Genomic DNA, 17,477 nt, shown 5'->3' on the forward strand with positions numbered 1-17,477 from the left:
AACCATGACAAAAGATAATGGCTCTGTAGGAGAAAAAAGAACGCTAACGGATCAGGAGATCCCTTCTCACATTAATATGGTGATGGAATCTATTCGATCATTTTCGAATGATGGACGTTATTCTATCGAAGAAATTGAACGTGTTTTGTTGATAGCCCTTGATGATGGGCAAATTAATGACGACGAAAAACGTGTACTAGCTTCTGTGCTAGAAAAAGCCAAAAGCACGCCTTTGAATGATGAAGTTAAAGCCTATATTGCATCGATAGAAAAACTTTATTTTTAGTTCTGAGTATATAAAAACAATAATTTATTTTTTAGCAAAGCTTTTGAGGGTACAGTGACAGTTATTTCTTCGATGGCGGATTCGTTTTCGCGTGTGATGGAGCGTTGGTTACCAGACGCTTTTTTATTTGCAGTCTTGATAACTATCCTGGTGTTTATTGCCGCTACGGGCATTCAGCTAGATAAAGAGTTAGCAATGTCCCAGGCGCTCATCAATACATCCACTTATTGGGGGGATGGTATTTGGCGTCTACTCACTTTTGCTATGCAGATGGTGTTGATCTTAGTGTTGGGACATATCCTGGCACTTGCTGCTCCTGTGCAAAAGCTTATTGGTAGTATTGCCAGCTATGTTCAGTCTGTTGGACAAGCTATTGTGGTCACCACGGTGGTTGCTATGCTTGCCTCATGGCTTAACTGGGGATTTGGTCTAGTTATTGGTGCGGTGATGGCGAAGGAAATTGCTCGTCGCGTAGAGAATGTTCATTACCCTTTGTTAGTCGCTTCTGCTTATTCAGGTTTCTTAATTTGGCATGCAGGGTTGAGTGGTTCTATTCCATTAAAGATTGCTTCGCCAGGAAACGACGCTCTTGGATTGCTATTAAATCAACAAGCTATTCCATTGTCGCAAACGATATTCAGTGGGCAGGTTCTTATCATCGTAGGAGCCTTGGTTATTACCCTTCCTTTGGTCAACTGGATGATGATGCCAAAAAAGGCTCAACCATACATTGAGACGGAGCCAAACCAGCAAAGCTCACCCATCCAGGCAAGTTTGGATACCCCGGCTCAGAAGATGGAGCACTCACCGGTTATTAACTTGTTATTAGCCACTCTGATAATGAGTTACTGTTGGGTGCACTTTATACAGCGCGATGCCGGGTTAGGGCTGAACCAGGTGAATCTTATTTTGCTTGTGATGGGGTTAATATTACATTGGCGACCTACTCACTTTTTGAACGCAGCCCAAACCGCGATCAAGGGGTGTTCTGGAATTGTGTTGCAGTTTCCCTTGTATGCTGGAATTATGGGCATGATGACTCAGTCAGGATTAGCTGCTGAAATTTCACAATGGTTCGTTGATATCTCTACACGAGAAAGTTTTCCGATTTACACGTTTTTAAGTGCAGGCGTCGTAAACTTTTTTGTACCATCGGGTGGCGGTCAATGGGCCATACAGGCTCCTCTCATCATCCCAGCTGCGGAGTCTTTGCAGGTACCACTTAATCAGGCTGCTATGGCCGTTGCTTTTGGTGACGCATGGACAAATATGATCCAACCGTTTTGGGCGCTGCCATTATTAGGGATTGCGGGGTTATCAATTCGGCAGATTATGGGGTACTGCACAGTTATTTTGCTGTGGTCAGGTTTAGTGATCTGTATTGGGCTTTGGTGTTTATATTGATGCTTATTTATACAGACAAATAGGTCACTGAAGGTTGTAACGGTATAAAATATATTGTGATATATTTCCACTCAGAGTAAGCAATGGTTGCTTCCTGGACATAATTATTATAAAAATTCGACTAACCTCTAGCTATTAGACAACTAGAACGACATTCACTTGGGGTAGATGATTCAATGCAGCGATTGCAATTTTTGGCGTACGCAACTTTAACAACCTTGACTACAGGTGTGTGTGCAGCTGAAATTGAGACAGAAGAAAAGGAAGAAAAAAAAGTAACCGTTACCGGCTCGCTGATCAAAAAGGTAGATGATAACGGTCCTTCTCCTATTCTCTCTTTAACAGCCGATGACCTTATCATGCTGGGACATTCTAGCCTGTATGATGCACTGCAATCGCTGACGGCACAAACTGGCGCGCTGTTAGAAGGTGACCAATATCCCAACGGCTTTACGTCGGCGGCACAAGCGCTGAACTTACGAGGATTTGGGCCTGGGCGTACCTTGGTCTTAGTCAATGGCCAACGTCTTGCGCTTAATCCAACGCCATACCAAAGTGAATCAAATTTCTTCAACTTTGCCATCATCCCGACGACCGCAATTGAACGCGTTGATGTTTTAACCGATGGGGCTTCAGCCATTTATGGGTCTGATGCCGTTGCGGGTGTGATCAATGTGATCCTGCGTAGTGATTATGAGGCGCCACAATTTAGCGTTCGTTATGGCAGTACCACAGAGGGTGGAGGTGACTCTTTCCGATTAACTGGTGGTAAAGGCTGGAATTTCCATCGCCATAATTTTGCCCTGGGCTTTGAGTGGGAAAGACGCGATCCTATTTTTGCTGGTGATAGAGAGTGGCTTGCAGATGTCGATGATGATGACTTTGACCGCTCCATCTATCTTTTTGATTTTACCAACCAACGATACTGGTTGAATAACGCCAATGAGGTGTGCGAAAGCCATCCTGGATTGATTGCCTTAGAGGTGACCCGTGGCGGCAATAATATCGGTGATATTTGTGGGCGTAACTTTACTGGCGACGGTACGATTCGTAATGAACGAAATCGTTTGTCATTATTTGCGCACAGCGATGTTGAGTTCAAAAATGGTCACTGGAATTTGGATCTACTCTACTGGGATAGCCAAACCAACAACTTAAGAAGCCCGCTGTTTATTCAAGAAACGTTTTGGGCCAATGATGGTAATAACAATCCCAGTGGCAATGCCTTTGAAATATTAAGAGAGTTCCACCCGTCAGAAACGGGCAATCAGACCTTGCTGTTTGATGAAGATTCCTGGTCATTAATGACGAGCTTTGAAGGAGCCAGTGCCAGCTTCGATTACAATGTGAGTTTTACTTACAGCCGATATAACTACTATCGGGAAACATTACGTCTAAAGAGAGATGAAATTCTTAACTTCTTTATTAATGATGTATCTAACGATCCTTTGTTTCCTGTATTTGGTAATCCCGAAGGCAATATTTTCCAGTATTACGGTAATGAAGAGTTAGCGGATTTTGTTGGTAAAGGTATTAATGACGCTAACTCTACGATGACTTCGTTGTCCTACTGGATGTCAGGCGATGCATTGGAACTGCCTGCTGGAACATCAACTTACGCAGCCGTTTTTGAGTGGAACCAATCGGATTATGATATCGATGTTGATCAACGCAGCGCGAATTTTGAGTGGTATGGTCTGGGAGGCGCTAGTGGGGGTGGTGAGCGTCGTCATTTAGCTTTGGGCCTTGAGTGGTGGTTGCCACTAATAAAAGATGACAGTTTTGGAGTGCTAGAAGCTACCTTGGCATTACGTCATGATAATTACTCAGACAAAAGTGATGTCGGCGGCGCAACAACCTGGAAAACAGCACTGCAATGGAAACCTAACGAAGATCTCAGTGTTCGAGCGGTACGCAGTACCAGTTTCAGAGCTCCTGACTTAAATTATCTGTTCGCTAATAAGACCCGTTATTTTACCAATGTCATTGATATTGATGAGTGTGTTAATCAAGACGGCAACGCATTCAGTGATTGTGTTCAAAATGAAAGCTATCAATCAAATGTACAAGTTGAGTGGGCCGGTGCTTTAGATCTGCAAGAGGAAGAAGGGGTTACTCAGACTGTAGGGTTTATCTATCAGCCCAGCCAGGATTTCATTGTGTCGTTAGATTATTATGACATTGAACTGAGAAATCAGGTGTTGTTGCAGTTGGAATCTGAGCTTTTGATCTGGGAAGCACAGTGCAACGCAGGAACAAACTTCCGCACTGGCGAGACGATTGATCCTCAATCCCATCCATTGTGTTTAGATAATCGAATTCAAAGAAATGACCTGAGTAATCGAGTCATTGATCAAATTGTAAACACGCCAGTGAATCGTGCTTTTCGTAAACAATCGGGTATTGATTTAGGTTTGAGTGCCTATTCAGACGTTTATGATTGGGGAAAGGTCGGTATTGATTTACGTTATTCACACATCTTAAATACCGAGATACAAGAAATAGCAAGTGAATATTCCACATTAAATGAAAACTTTCGTGATGACATATCGAACAACGAAATTCGTACAAGAAGCAATTTCACCTTCTCTTGGGCGTCAGAAAATTGGGGTTCGGCTTTATCCATTTTCCGCAAAGGTTCATTTCCAAAAAGTGATGGAAGCGGGCGTCTGTCATCGTGGTACACCGCTAATCTCATGATTAAACGGAAGTTTTTGGATGATAATGACTTTGTTTTAACGATTCGTAACCTAACAAATGAGCGTCCTCCTATTGATGACAGCCTAGGACAATGGCCACACTTTTTTAGGGGACAATACGATGCTGTGGGTCGAGAATTTTTTGCAGAAATTAATATGAAATTTTGATTTTGTTAGTGTACAATTTCTGCGCGAGATGTCTGTTGGCACGTTCGAAAATAATAAATCGGGGTTAAATCGCCTTGTGCAAAACTGTCGTGTCTAAATTAGAACATTTGTTGTACTAATAATCTAATTAGGGGAAACAGAGAATGAGTGAAAAAAGCAGGATTGCTACAGCTGTTCGTGCAGCTTTGTTAGCAACCTCAGCTGCCAGCTTGGCGTTTTCTACCCAAGTATGGTCAGCTGAAGAAGACACATCTAAAAATGAAGAAGCGGAAGAGCAACAGAAAGTTGTTGTTACCGGTTCTCGTATCAAAAGAAATCAAGCCGAATCTGCCCAGCCAGTTGTTGTTATCACTAACGATGACATGCAAGCTCGTGGTTATGTAACGGTTTTTGAAGCTCTTAACGATTTATCTCAAAACACCGGTGTTCAACTTGAAGGCGCAGAAACTGGCGGCTTTACTCCAAACGTTGAAACATTAAACTTCCGTGGTTTTGGTGTTGGTACTCAGTTGACTTTGATCAACGGTCGCCGTGTAGCTAGCTACCCAGCTGCTTACCAGAGTGACGGTACTGTATTTAACTTCGGTGCTATTCCTTCAGCAGCCGTTGACCGTATCGAAATTTTGACTACGGGTGCTTCTGCTATCTACGGTTCTGATGCGATTGCGGGTGTTGTAAACATCATCTTGCGTCAAGACGTAGACGACGTTATTGCTAACGTATTGTACGGTCAGCAAGGCGCTGGTAAAGCAACGACTCGTGTTCAGTTGTTAGCGGGTAAATCTTTCGAAAGCGGTAACATTACTTTCGCTTACGAATACCAAGACCGTGAAGGTGTTTACGGTTCTGATTACTCAAAGTATGACTCAGAGTTAGACTATCCCTTTGGTGATGGTGTTCTGACTCGTGGTGTGCTTGACCTGAACAACTACCATCAATTTGGTGATCGTTCGTTAGGTGATTTGCGTTATGTCACCCCTCCAGCTGGTGCTTGTTCTACTCTTGGTATGGTAGATGCGACTCGTCCAGATGCAGGTGAATTCTGTGGTCTTGACTATGCTCAGTCGCACAGCTTCCGTAATCCTTCAACTAAACACTCTGTCTTTGTTGATGGCCGTTACGAGTTAAACAACGATTTAGAAATGTTCGGTACTGTTCTTTATCACCAATCAGATGCAGAAAGACGTCGTGATTACTTAACTATCAGTGAAGATACGCTTGATCCAACAAACCTTAACGCTACTTATGGTTTGCCTCAATGGTCTTTAACTCAGCGTCGTTTCACATCAGCTGAGTTAGGTCGTGATCTGTCTACTCAGTTTGAAGATAAATCTATTAGCCTTATTGCTGGTCTTCGTGGAATGTGGGGCACCCATGATTGGGAGTTAACCTTCAATCACAGTAATTATGAGTTTAATAGCAGTGAAGTTAGATTTGTATCTCAAGAAGTTATCGATATCTTCCTTGGTGATTTCTGGAACCTTCCAGGCACCTTGTCTTGGATTGATGGTTGGGATGGTCAAGGTGAGTGGGGTCTGATTGATAACCTTTACAACCCTCTTCCTTCTCAGTATGCTGATCGTTTAGTTGGTAACCAAACTTACGGTAACGAAACTAGCACTCAACAAGCTCAGTTCACTATGTCTGGTGAGTTAGGCGAAATGGACGCCGGCCCTATCGGTTACGCATTCGTTGCTGAGTTCGAAAATACTGAAATTGAAATGAAGCCAGATGCTGGTCTTCTTCAAGAGCCTCCACACCCTAACGCTAGTGGTTCTTACTGGTGGGGACTGACTGGTTACGAAGGTCAGGGGGAGCGTGATCGTGTTGCTCTTGGTCTTGAGGTAAGCATCCCAGTAGCTGATAACTTCACTGTTAACTTAGCTGGCCGTTTTGATAGCTATGATAGCACTTCTTCTTCTATCGGAACTCGTTTCACTCCTGCTGCTAACTTTGAATGGCGTCCAGAAGATAGCTTGTTAATCCGTGGTGGTTATTCTGGTAGCTTCCGTGCTCCTGACTTGAACTTAGTATTTGTTCGTTCTGGTTTCTACACTAGGGCAACTGACTACACTGCATGTTTTGAGCAGTTTATTGCAGATGGTGGTGATAGCGCTAACTTCGATGTGACTGACTGTGAAAGCCAAGGTATCTTTGCTTTACGTAATCCAGCTAACTTAATCTCTGACACGGCAGAAGCTCTGCGTGATGAGACTGGTTACAGCATGTTCTTAGGTTTTGTTAAAGACATCACTGATGACACTAGCTTAACCATGACTTGGAATGAGCAGTATTTGAAAGATCAGGCTGCTACTGAGTCTATTCAAGGCTTATTGAATGATGACTATACCTGTAAGTATGGTAATGAAGTAGGCCAAACTCAGCTTCAACGTGACTTACGAGAGGCAGGTCGCTGTGATTATGTTGCTGCTCGTATCAGTAGAACAACAGAGACTGACCTTAATGGTAACACGATTAGTGAGTTAGATGATTTCTCCGCTTCTCCGATCAATACAGCTGAGACTCGTATTCAATCGTTTGATATTAGCTTGACTAGCAATTGGGATACAGAGTTTGGTACTTTCAGTACTAACTTAGATTACTCTAATGTAATGAAGTTAATTAATAAGAATACCCCTGAAAGCGGTTGGTTTAATGCTCGTGATACTCGCGGTTTTGCTCAGACATTCCGTTCACGTTTCTCTGGCTCTATCACTTACGAAAACGGTGACTTCTCAACAACTTTAACAGGTATTCGTCGTGGTTCTACGCCAAAACGTAACCGTTCAGAAGTTGATGAAGCTGCTGGTGATGCGCCACGCTTAGGGCCACACATCACGTATAACTACACTGCATCTTACTTCTTTAACGATGACATGCGTTTACGTTTACGTGTAGCTAACTTGTTCGATAGTGAGCCTCCATCAGACTCAACTCATTACTTCTACCAATACCCATGGTACAACATCTACATGTACGGTGGTGCTGGTTTAGGTCGTGAGTGGTCATTAGAAGCAGAATACCGTTTCTAAGATCCTTTGATCGAAGTCTAAAAAAGCCCCTGTTTCAGGGGCTTTTTTGTTATTAATTCCCTCAATTAGAATCAAAATTAATAATAATCAAGTTATCGTTGGTTCAACTTAAGTTTTAAGGAAATAAGGATGAAAAAGTTAATTATTTTTCTTCTTTGTTTGTCAATAACAACGGTTATTGAAGCAAGAGAAATCCCTGTTGAAGAATTTTTTAAAGACTCGACTATCATCAGTCTTAATGTTTCGCCTGATGGCAAGCACTACGCCGCTACTGTAAAAATTAATGGCGACACTCAACTAGCAGTATTGGATGCAAAGACCAAACAGATCAAAGCTCGTTTTAACTTTAAGCGTGATAATTTAGAAATCGGCCGTTTTGGTTGGTTTAATAATGAGCGTGTTTACGCAACCATGATCCGCAAAGTGGGCCCACTAGCTCAAGCAGCACGAACAGGCTACTTGTTTGCGGGCAGCATTGATGGCACCAAAAAAGTTCAGCTATTGCCAGCCCCTAAAAAACCGGGCAGAAGTGCAGAGCGTCCAAGAAACTACAACTTCATGAGCTTTTTGAAAGATGACCCGCGTAATATTCTGATTAGCATGAGCAAGGGTGGTTTTACCGAAGTTTATAAACTTAATGTTTATACTGGCTCAAGAAAGAAAGTTGATAAAAGCCCGAAGAAATACGCATCACTGCTCATCGATCATAACAAAGAAGTTCGAGTTTCTGTGTCGACGGACCCCGACGAAGAGAAAGTATATATTCACACCCGTAAGCAGGGAGCTGACGACTGGGAAGCCTTTGCGGAATACGATGATAAATCTGTTGGCATCGATCCTCTCGGCTTTTCGAAAGACAACCAGAAGGTTTTCTTAAACGTTCGTGAAAAAGGTAAGCAACGTGGTATCTATCTGCTAGACCTGAAAACAAAAGACATGCAGCTCATTCATGAAATAAAAGGTGACGCTGATGTTATAGGTTCTGTTTACGATAACGATACGGATAAACCAGAGATTGTTGGCATTCGAATGATGCCTGGCAAGTATGAAACTCAATTTTTTGATGTTAGCCATCCTCGAGCAAAACTGGATGCTGGTTTAAGAGCGGCGTTTCCTGAAGATGAAGTTTCCCTTGTTAATTTGACTGACGATGGTAACAAAGCGTTGGTTAGAGTATGGAGTGATCGTCGACCAGGCCGTTTCTTCATGATGGATACTAAGACATTTAAGCTTGAGTACCTTTTGGATGTGAGAGATTGGGTCAAGCCAGAAGAAATGGCGGAGATGAAGGCTGTTAGCTTTAAAGCAAGAGACGGCTTGGAAGTTCGCGGATATCTAACGCTACCTAAGGGCAAGTCAAAAGATCTTCCTATGATTCTGATGGTTCATGGTGGTCCTTATGGCGTGCAAGACCGATGGGGCTACAACCGTGAAGTACAATTTTTTGCCAATCGAGGTTATGCAGTATTTCAAGTGAACTATCGTGGATCAGGCGGTCGTGGTTCAAGCTACCAGTATGATGCCTATAAGCAAATGGGTATGGAAATGCAGGACGACCTAACCGATGCGACTCTATGGGCTGTTGAGCAGGGATATGCTGACAAAGAGCGTCTGTGTATCTACGGCGCGAGCTATGGTGGATACGCGTCGATGATGGGTGTTGTGAAGGAGCCTGATCTTTACAAATGCGCCATTGCCTATGTTGGTCTGTATGACATCAACCTATGGAAAAAAGCTGACACCTGGAGAAGCGAGTATGGTCGCCGTTTTGTTCGAGAAGCTTGGGGTATCGATGATCCTGAGTTTGTGAAGGAACGTTCTCCAATTAATCATCTGGACAAGCTAAAAGCGGCTATCTTCCTGGTACATGGTAAAGATGATGCGCGAGTGGTTATCGATAACCATGACGATTTGGCAGAAGCCTTAGATGAAAGAGGTTACCCTTATGAGTCGTTGGTTAAAGCATTTGAAGGACACGGTTTCCGTAATCCAGAAAATAACTATGAGCTATACACCAAGCTGCAAAAGTTCCTAGAAAAGCACATCGGTAAATAAACCCTACCTGAATCCAGTTCATTATCTGTGAAATGCCGTTCGTTATTTGCGAGCGGCATAAGCAATCACGGAGTTTTGTTATTAATTCCCTTCACTAATAATCAGAATTAGAGATAATTGGGTTGATCACTAGTCCTATTTAAACTTTTGAGGAATAAGGATGAAAAAGTTATTTATTTTTCTTCTTTGTTTATCGATAACGACAGTTATTGAGGCAAGAGAAATTCCGGTTGAAGACTTTTTTAAAGACTCAACCATCATCAGCTTGAATGTTTCGCCAGATGGCAAACATTATGCTGCAACAGTCAAAATTAATGGTAACACCCAGTTAGCGGTGTTAGATGCGAAGACTAAGCAAATCAAGGCACGTTTTAATTTTAAGCGTGATAATTTAGAAATTGGCCGTTTTGGTTGGTTCAATAATGAGCGTATTTACGCCACTATGATCCGAAAAATTGGTCCATTAGCACAGGCTGCTCGAACAGGCTATTTGTTTGCTGGTAGCATTGATGGCACCAAAAAAGTTCAACTTCTTCCAGCTCCAAAAAAGCCAGGTAGAAGCGCAGAGCGCCCAAGAAATTATAACTTTATGAACTTTTTACGAGATGAGCCTCGTAATATCTTGATCAGCATGAGCAAAGGTGGCTTTACCGAAGTTTATAAGTTAGATGTTTATACGGGTTCACGACGCAAGGTCGACAAAAGCCCCGAAAAGAATGCGAGCCTGCGCGCTGACCATAACCATGAAGTCAGAGTTTCAGTTTCTCGAGATCCTGATGAAGAGAAAGTTCGCATCCACACTCGTAAAAAGAACTCCAAAGAATGGGAACTCTTAAACGAGTATGATGACAAGTCAGTTGGTATTAGCCCGATGAGCTTTACCAAAGACAATGATCATGTTTATCTGAATGTTCGCGAAAAAGGGAAAAAGCGAGGTATTTACCTGCTAAACTTGAATACCAAAAAAATGGATCTGGTTTACGAAATCGAAGGTGATGCAGACCTCTCTGGTTCAGTTTTCGATGGTGATTATAGAACTCCTGAGTTAGTGGGTATTCAAATGATGCCTGGCTATCTTGAGACACACTTCTTTGATCCATCACATCCTCGTGCAAAGTTACAAGCAGGTTTGCAAGCGGCTTTCCCAGGTGAGCAGGTTGATATCATTAACCACGTTGCTGATGGCACCAAAGCACTTGTTCGTGTTTGGAGTGATCGTCGTCCGGGTCGTTTCTTTATGATGGACACTAAGTCTTTCAAATTAGAATACTTGTTGGATGTTAGAGATTGGATTAAGCCAGAAGAAATGGCAGAAATGAAACCATTCTCCTTCAAAGCTAGAGACGGTCTAGAAATCCGTGGTTATTTGACTCTACCAAAAGGTAAATCGAAAAACTTGCCTTTGGTACAGTATGTTCACGGCGGACCTTTTGGTGTGCAAGATGAGTGGCGATATGACAGAGCCGTTCAATTCTTAGCTAACCGTGGTTATGCGGTAATGCAGGTTAACTATCGTGGCTCTGGTGGTCGTGGTAGCGATTTCATCTATGATAACTACAAAAAAATGGGTCGCGAAATGCAAGACGATCTGACCGATGCGGTACTTTGGTCAGTAAAGGAAGGCATCGTTGATAAAGAGCGTGTGTGTATTTATGGCGCAAGTTACGGTGGCTATGCTGCGATGATGGGCCCGATCCGCGAACCTGATCTTTATAAGTGCGCAATTCCTTATGTAGGTGTTTACGATATTCGAGCCTTTAAATATGATATTTATCATAAATCTCGCTATGGCCGAAAGAACGAAGAAGAAGCTTGGGGTTACGGTGATGAAGCCTTTATGGCAGAGCGTTCACCACGTGATCACGTGAATAAGCTAAAAGCCGCTTTGTTCTTAGTTCATGGTAAAGACGATCCTATTTGTCCTATGGAGCATTACTATTCATTAACTGAAGCGTTGGATGAAATTGATTATCCATACGAATCATTAGTGAAGCCTTTCGAAGGACACGGCTTTAGAAATCCAGAAAACAACTACGAGCTGTATACAAAAATTGAAAAGTTTTTAGAGAAGCATATCGGTAGTTAGTTACAATAAAAAAGGAGGCTTAAGCCTCCTTTTTTATTTCTATCTTTTTGGAATCATTTATTCGACAAACAAATCGTATTCATCAGAGCCTGTGATGGTTGCTGTCACCATATCACCTACCTCTAACTCTTCTTCCGTTTTAATATGTACAACACCGTCAATTTCTGGCGCATCGTATTTTGTTCTGCCGATGGCGCCTTCTTCGGTGATTTCGTCGATTAGAATATCTAATTCTTTTCCTACTTTCTTTGCCAGTCGATTGGCACTGATTTCCTGTTGAACAGCCATAAACGTTTCCCAGCGTTCTTGAGCAATGTCTGGATCGACATGATCAGCTAAATCATTAGCTTTGGCGCCTTCGACTGGAGAATATTTAAAGCAGCCAGCTCGATCGAGATCAGCTTCATACAAGAAATCGATCAGTTCTTTAAAGTCGTCCTCGGTTTCACCTGGGAAGCCGACAATAAAAGTACTACGAACGGTCATATCTGGGCATAAATCTCGCCACTGTTTAATTCTGCCGAGCACTTTCTCACTGGCAGCTGGTCGCTTCATGTTTTTTAATACACTTTGGCTAGCGTGTTGGAAAGGGATATCTAAGTAAGGAAGTATTTTTCCTTCAGCCATATAGGGAATGATGTCATCAACATGAGGATAAGGGTAGACATAATGCAAACGCGTCCAGGCATCGAGTTTACCTAATTCAGCGCACAGTTCTTTAAAACGCGTTTTAACGGGCATACCGTTCCAAAAACCGGTACGGTATTTGGTATCAATTCCATAAGCACTGGTGTCCTGTGAGACAACCAACAACTCCTGAACGCCTGATTCGACAAGGTTTTGAGCTTCTTGTAGCACGCTTCCGATATCTCTGCTGACCAGTTTGCCACGCATCGAAGGAATAATACAAAAGGTGCATTTATGATTGCATCCCTCTGAGATTTTCAGATAGGCATAATGTTGAGGCGTAAGTTTAAGGCCTGCGGGTGGCACCAGATCCATGAAGGGATCGTGTTGTGGAGGTAAATGCTCGTGAATCTGATTCATCACCTCGTCATAGGCGTGAGGGCCTGTTACTGCCAGTACGTTGGGATGAACTTCTCGAATGGTATCTTCTTTAACGCCAAGGCAACCGGTGACAATGACTTTGCCGTTTTCGGTTAAGGCTTCTCCTATAGTATCCAAAGACTCCTGAACAGCTGCGTCGATAAAACCACAAGTGTTTACCACGACTACATCAGAATTCTCATAACTATTTGATAATTCATAACCTTCGGCTCTTAGCTGCGTGACAATCCGCTCTGAGTCGACGGTGTTTTTAGGGCAGCCCAGACTGACAAAGCCTACTCGAGGGATTGAGTCTTTTGCAGTGCTCCCAGCTGTTGGCGCTTGACCACCCATCATCTTATTAGGTGCTTCCATGGTGGTAGTTTGCTTGGGATCAAATTTTTCGACTGACATAGGTTATCCGAAAGCTGGTAAATTTTAGTGCGCGAATTATACAGCAAAGCGGATTAACTGGAAATTTAATACAAAGACGATAGTAATAATCATTATTATCACCTAAGTACCTGGATGAAAGGCTCCCTTGACTGAAGCAACATGGCCTCAGTTGATGAAAACCAATACATAAAATAGAACCCATATCGTCTTTAAAAATTGAAGTGGTTTCTGTGTCATTTAATCAATGGGCGATGGAAGATCTATAAGTACTTATGCCAGTTTCTCGTATAAAGTCACTTTGTTAAGAAGAGAGCTCGCTATTGTTTCATTATCAGATATTAAAGTGGGTACTTTGGAGTTTATTTTATGGCTCTGTAATGTTTTATCAAACTTTATATTCTCCTATGTGATTATGTGAGCATAGTGTTCGATATTCTCTTTCAAGAGCTGTCGTTAAATGGCTTCAAAATTAGGAGAGTGAATAACCCTAATAAATATCCATCCATTAGTAAGCTTATAGAGAGTGACATGAGAATTTTTCTAGATTGTTCTCAAACTCGTAAATCATAAGTTGATTTATTGAGTACTTGTGAGAGTATTCGTAATGTTAAATATTACTATTGCTATCCTAATCTATATGTAAGCCTGCTATATTAGGCGAATAAAGAACATTGATATTTAATTAATGCTCTTATTCTAAAACAGAGTTTGTATAGCAAATAGGGGATTTCAGAGGTTTTACCTTCATGGATATGTCTCAACCATTTCTTGTTGATCATTTACTTGTTGAACCACAAGAAAATCGTATTACTAATGGTGAGCAAGTCATTTCAATTGAACCAAGAGTGATGGCCGTTCTTGTATTGCTGGCGACTCATGCGGGACAATTGGTATTGAGAGAAACTATCTACGGTAATGTTTGGGGAAAACAAACCGTTAATGAAAACTCTCTCAATCGCAATATTGCATCGCTGCGTAAAGTCATTGATGATCAACCAGATTTGCCTAGCCGTATAAAAACGGTTCCCAAACGAGGTTATGTTTTACAAGCTAAAGTTATTCCACAAGGATCAGAGCGGAAGGAAATTTTAGACACTCAAGGCTCTGATGTCAGTAGTAGAAAGTTTATATACATTGCATCAGTTATCGTAGCCTCTATGTTTGCTTTCAGTATTTATCTGTTTTTATATGTGAAAGAAGAACTAGAAAGTATGACGGTTCTGCCAACGATTTTTCCTAAAACCAGTATTACCTTGGCGCCCGATGATAAAAGTATGGCATTTTGTTTTGATGGCATTGATGATTATGTTGAGATAAAAAACCATGCCTCTTTGAATTTTGGTGAGAACGACTTCTCCATGAGTGCGTGGATCAAGACGGAATCTCAGGATCTTGTGGTTATTGTAGATAAACGATTTGAACAACGCAGTGGCAATGTTAAAGGCTTTAGTTTTCATCTGTACAAGGGTATTTTGTCTATGCAGTTAGCTGATGGAGATGGAGACTGGGTTTGCGCCCCTAAATCTGAGCAGTCTTCTTGCACTAATTATATTAGTAAGGCTTTTGTCGCTGATGGACAGTGGCATCTGGTGCATGTAACCGTTGCAAGAAAACAAGCCGATGGTATTAAGTTTTATTTAGACGGTGAGCTAAAGTCATCAGCGGATCCAAGAGACAGAATGGGCTCGCTTTCAAATGATGAAGTCTTACGTTTAGGTAGCAGAACCTCTTCCTTATCAGGATTTTTTCCTGGGAGTATCGGTGAGGTTAGACTTTATAATTATGTTCTTGATGGGGATGAAGTAATAGATAATTTTACGAAAGGAAGAGAAAGAAGTTGCGAGCGCTGAATAGACAGCGCTCATATAAAATTTAATAAATACCGTGAGTCAGAGATAGCATTGACTGCGAACTGATTAAGTTATTCGACTGTTGTTGAACTGACTTATTGAGCCCTGTTTTTATTATTTTATTTGCACCCTCTTCATCATTCAAATGCTTTAAAGTATCAGCCAAAATCAGGTAGCTCTCTACTGGACCATTGAGTTCTATGCATTGCTCCAGGTAATCTTTAGCTTTGCCCCATAACTCCTCTCTATGACACAAGGTACCTAGTGCCAAATATAACTCTGCACTTTTCTCTAACTTTTTTAATAAACTCTCAGCAAAGGCAATTTGGTTGGTTTGATCTCTGCCAATGGTTTTGCCATACCAGTAGACCAGTTCCGTAGAATATTGTTTTTTTAAGGTGCTGCGAAGCAGTGCTTCAGCTTCGGCCTGTGCTCCTAGCTCGATAAGAAGTCGAGCATAACTCTCTACGGTTTTAGGTTCTTTCTTGTATTCATTTTTGAGTTGTTGCCATTTTTGTTGCAGGGCTTCGCAACCTTTCTCTGCGGTTGTAACTAATAACTGGTGCAAACACATCGTTTGTAGCTGCAAGTATTTTTCTCGGTTAAATACTTTTAACTTTTTGATATCGGGCAAACAGTCGTAGAGTTTTTCCCAGTCTTTAAGCTCTGCATAGCAGCGTGATAATAGTTTTAATATATAAGGGTGTTTAGGAATTTGAGTTCTCAACTGAGTTAAAGTCGCTAACGCTTGCTCGTATTGTTCACTATTAAATTGCAGCTCTGCCTGAGTCACACTCACCGCAATATTCGCCTCGGGTTCAAATTTAGCGGCCTCTTTTAAATAGAGATCTCTCTGATGGGGGTTATTTTGTTCTTGAGCGGCTTTAGCTGCTAACAGTAAGTTGATGAGTTTAGTATCCGATTTTTTTATGGCTTTATTAAAATAATTTTCGGCTTTCTCCCAGTGACCTTCTGTTAGAGCAATTAGGCCATTCACTGTTTGGCTACGAGAACGTTTGCTACCACGGGTAGAGCTCCATGAGCTAAATACTTTTCGCAGGCGCAAAACTGATGACAAAAATAAAGTGCCAACGCTAATAGTAATTATGAGCAATGTTAATAGAAACAGAAAAACGCCGATTCGCATTTCATAGGTAACGTTTTCGCGAGCAATGACCATGAAGCCTTCGACTTGAATGAGCAAGGTAAGGCCAGCAGCGCCAGCGCACATCAGTAAAATAAGAATAATCCATTTCATGATCAAAGCTCCTCTGTGTCGACACCTGAATTAGCGTTGAGCCACTCCAGTCGACGAGCTTCTTTTTCTTGTTTGAGTTGATTCAAAGAAGAAAGATAAATGGGTTCTTGAGTATTCTCGACAGACTGCTGAGACAGAGCGGTTATCTCATCTGAAATCGCTTGAGCGCTCTCATTAAGCCGATAGAAGTCTTTTAGCAATTGCTGCATCACGACGATGCGTGAGTCAAACAGTTTCTGGTCGTGGTTCATGACGGCTGCTTGAGTTTGTAACAGAGCCAATTGTAATGTCGCTACTAAAATGCCTTTATGTTCTTGTGGCAAGAAGTTAGGAACTTTTTGATCGTGATAGTGAGGTCGAATCCAGTCATCGCCCAGATTGCCAAGAGTTTCCATCAGCTTGTCGAACCATTCTTTACCTTCTGGGCGCTTTTGCTCAGCGAGATCCGGTAGTTTGAGTGTGTCAGGTTCCAGGTTATAGAGTTGAGAGCGTAGTGCTTCTAGCTGATTGATTAAACCTGCTGTATCGGCTTTAGGTAGTGTGAGCAAATGAGCTCGATCATTGGCAATGGATTCGCGAATGGTATTAAGGCGCAAATCGCTCATCTTGTTAATGCTGGCATCGGCTTCTTCGAGCAGAGCCAGCGAAGTTTGAACATCTTGTTCAAATAGAAGTTTTTGCTGAGCCAAAGTCAGGTAATATTCGGCCTGTTCAAGCAACCACTCATTTTTGCCTTGATTGGTTAGCAGCCTGATTCGATCTTGGGCGATGGCTAACTGTTGTAGGGTTTGCGTTTGCTGTTGCTGAATGGCCTGTTGCTGTTGGTTAAGCGTAGTGATCTGGGTATTGCGAGCTTGTAGCTGGCTGGCAAAATCCGCAATGGTTTGTTCAGCATTATCTAACGACTGTTGATATTTATTGGCCACAACTTGCTGAGCTTCGAGCGCTTGTTGTTGCTGATAGTAGCTCCAACCACTAAAGCCTGCGGCTGCCAAAGCGAAAAGAATGGCAACGGCTACGCCTTTATTCGACGTTTTGTTTGCTGTTGGCTGCTGGTGAATATCTTCGGGCTCTAACAGGACGGCTTCTTCCGTTTCTGTTGCCTCGGAGCTTGTTTCAACAGCTTCTTGGGGTTCGATCTGGGGGCTTTCCGTTTCGGAATTTTGAGATTGTTTTTTATTTTTACTCATCATTAC

The 17,477-nt window shown here is 42.1% G+C and carries 10 protein-coding genes; 7 read left to right on the top strand and 3 right to left on the bottom strand.

Annotated features, from left to right (window positions below):
* The first annotated feature begins 4 nt into the window (after positions 1 to 4).
* From NH399_RS22600 to NH399_RS22625, 6 genes are all read left to right on the top strand, one after another.
* Entirely contained in the window at positions 5 to 286 is a 282-nt protein-coding gene (locus NH399_RS22600) for a hypothetical protein (protein ID WP_253043477.1), read from the top strand.
* Between the two features lie 54 nt (positions 287 to 340).
* Complete coding sequence (locus NH399_RS22605; RefSeq protein ID WP_253043478.1) at positions 341 to 1,690, top strand: TIGR00366 family protein; 1,350 nt, start codon at positions 341 to 343, stop codon at positions 1,688 to 1,690.
* Positions 1,691 to 1,866: 176 nt separating this feature from the next.
* On the top strand, positions 1,867 to 4,557 hold the full coding sequence (locus tag NH399_RS22610; RefSeq protein WP_253043479.1) for a TonB-dependent receptor domain-containing protein: 2,691 nt from the start codon (positions 1,867 to 1,869) through the stop codon (positions 4,555 to 4,557).
* Between the two features lie 143 nt (positions 4,558 to 4,700).
* On the top strand, positions 4,701 to 7,589 hold the full coding sequence (locus NH399_RS22615) for a TonB-dependent receptor domain-containing protein (protein WP_253043480.1): 2,889 nt from the start codon (positions 4,701 to 4,703) through the stop codon (positions 7,587 to 7,589).
* A gap of 129 nt (positions 7,590 to 7,718) precedes the next feature.
* Positions 7,719 to 9,644, top strand: coding sequence for a S9 family peptidase (locus NH399_RS22620; protein ID WP_253043481.1), 1,926 nt, complete (start codon positions 7,719 to 7,721; stop codon positions 9,642 to 9,644).
* Between the two features lie 160 nt (positions 9,645 to 9,804).
* Positions 9,805 to 11,730 carry a S9 family peptidase gene (locus NH399_RS22625; protein ID WP_253043482.1) on the top strand — a complete coding sequence of 642 codons (1,926 nt, stop codon included), beginning with the start codon at positions 9,805 to 9,807 and terminating at the stop codon, positions 11,728 to 11,730.
* Positions 11,731 to 11,787: 57 nt separating this feature from the next.
* Here the strand turns inward: NH399_RS22625 and rimO are convergent, their stop codons facing one another.
* A complete protein-coding gene (rimO, locus tag NH399_RS22630) occupies positions 11,788 to 13,131 on the bottom strand; it encodes a 30S ribosomal protein S12 methylthiotransferase RimO (RefSeq protein ID WP_253043549.1) in 1,344 nt (447 codons plus the stop codon).
* Positions 13,132 to 13,919: 788 nt separating this feature from the next.
* Here rimO and NH399_RS22635 point away from each other — a divergent pair.
* The gene (locus NH399_RS22635) at positions 13,920 to 15,023 is read left to right on the top strand and encodes a LamG-like jellyroll fold domain-containing protein (RefSeq protein WP_253043483.1); all 1,104 of its coding nucleotides are present in this window, start codon (positions 13,920 to 13,922) and stop codon (positions 15,021 to 15,023) included.
* Positions 15,024 to 15,045: 22 nt separating this feature from the next.
* On the opposite strand, the gene NH399_RS22640 is transcribed toward NH399_RS22635, so the two are convergent.
* Together NH399_RS22640 and NH399_RS22645 are read right to left on the bottom strand one after the other, a co-directional pair.
* Positions 15,046 to 16,281: a heme biosynthesis protein HemY gene (locus NH399_RS22640; protein ID WP_253043484.1), complete on the bottom strand. Its 1,236-nt coding sequence runs from the start codon at positions 16,279 to 16,281 to the stop codon at positions 15,046 to 15,048.
* A gap of 2 nt (positions 16,282 to 16,283) precedes the next feature.
* The gene (locus tag NH399_RS22645) at positions 16,284 to 17,474 is read right to left on the bottom strand and encodes a uroporphyrinogen-III C-methyltransferase (protein WP_253043485.1); all 1,191 of its coding nucleotides are present in this window, start codon (positions 17,472 to 17,474) and stop codon (positions 16,284 to 16,286) included.
* Positions 17,475 to 17,477 lie beyond the last annotated feature (3 nt).

Source organism: Pleionea sp. CnH1-48 (assembly GCF_024124665.1).
Taxonomy (GTDB): Bacteria; Pseudomonadota; Gammaproteobacteria; order Enterobacterales; family Kangiellaceae; genus JAMXSB01.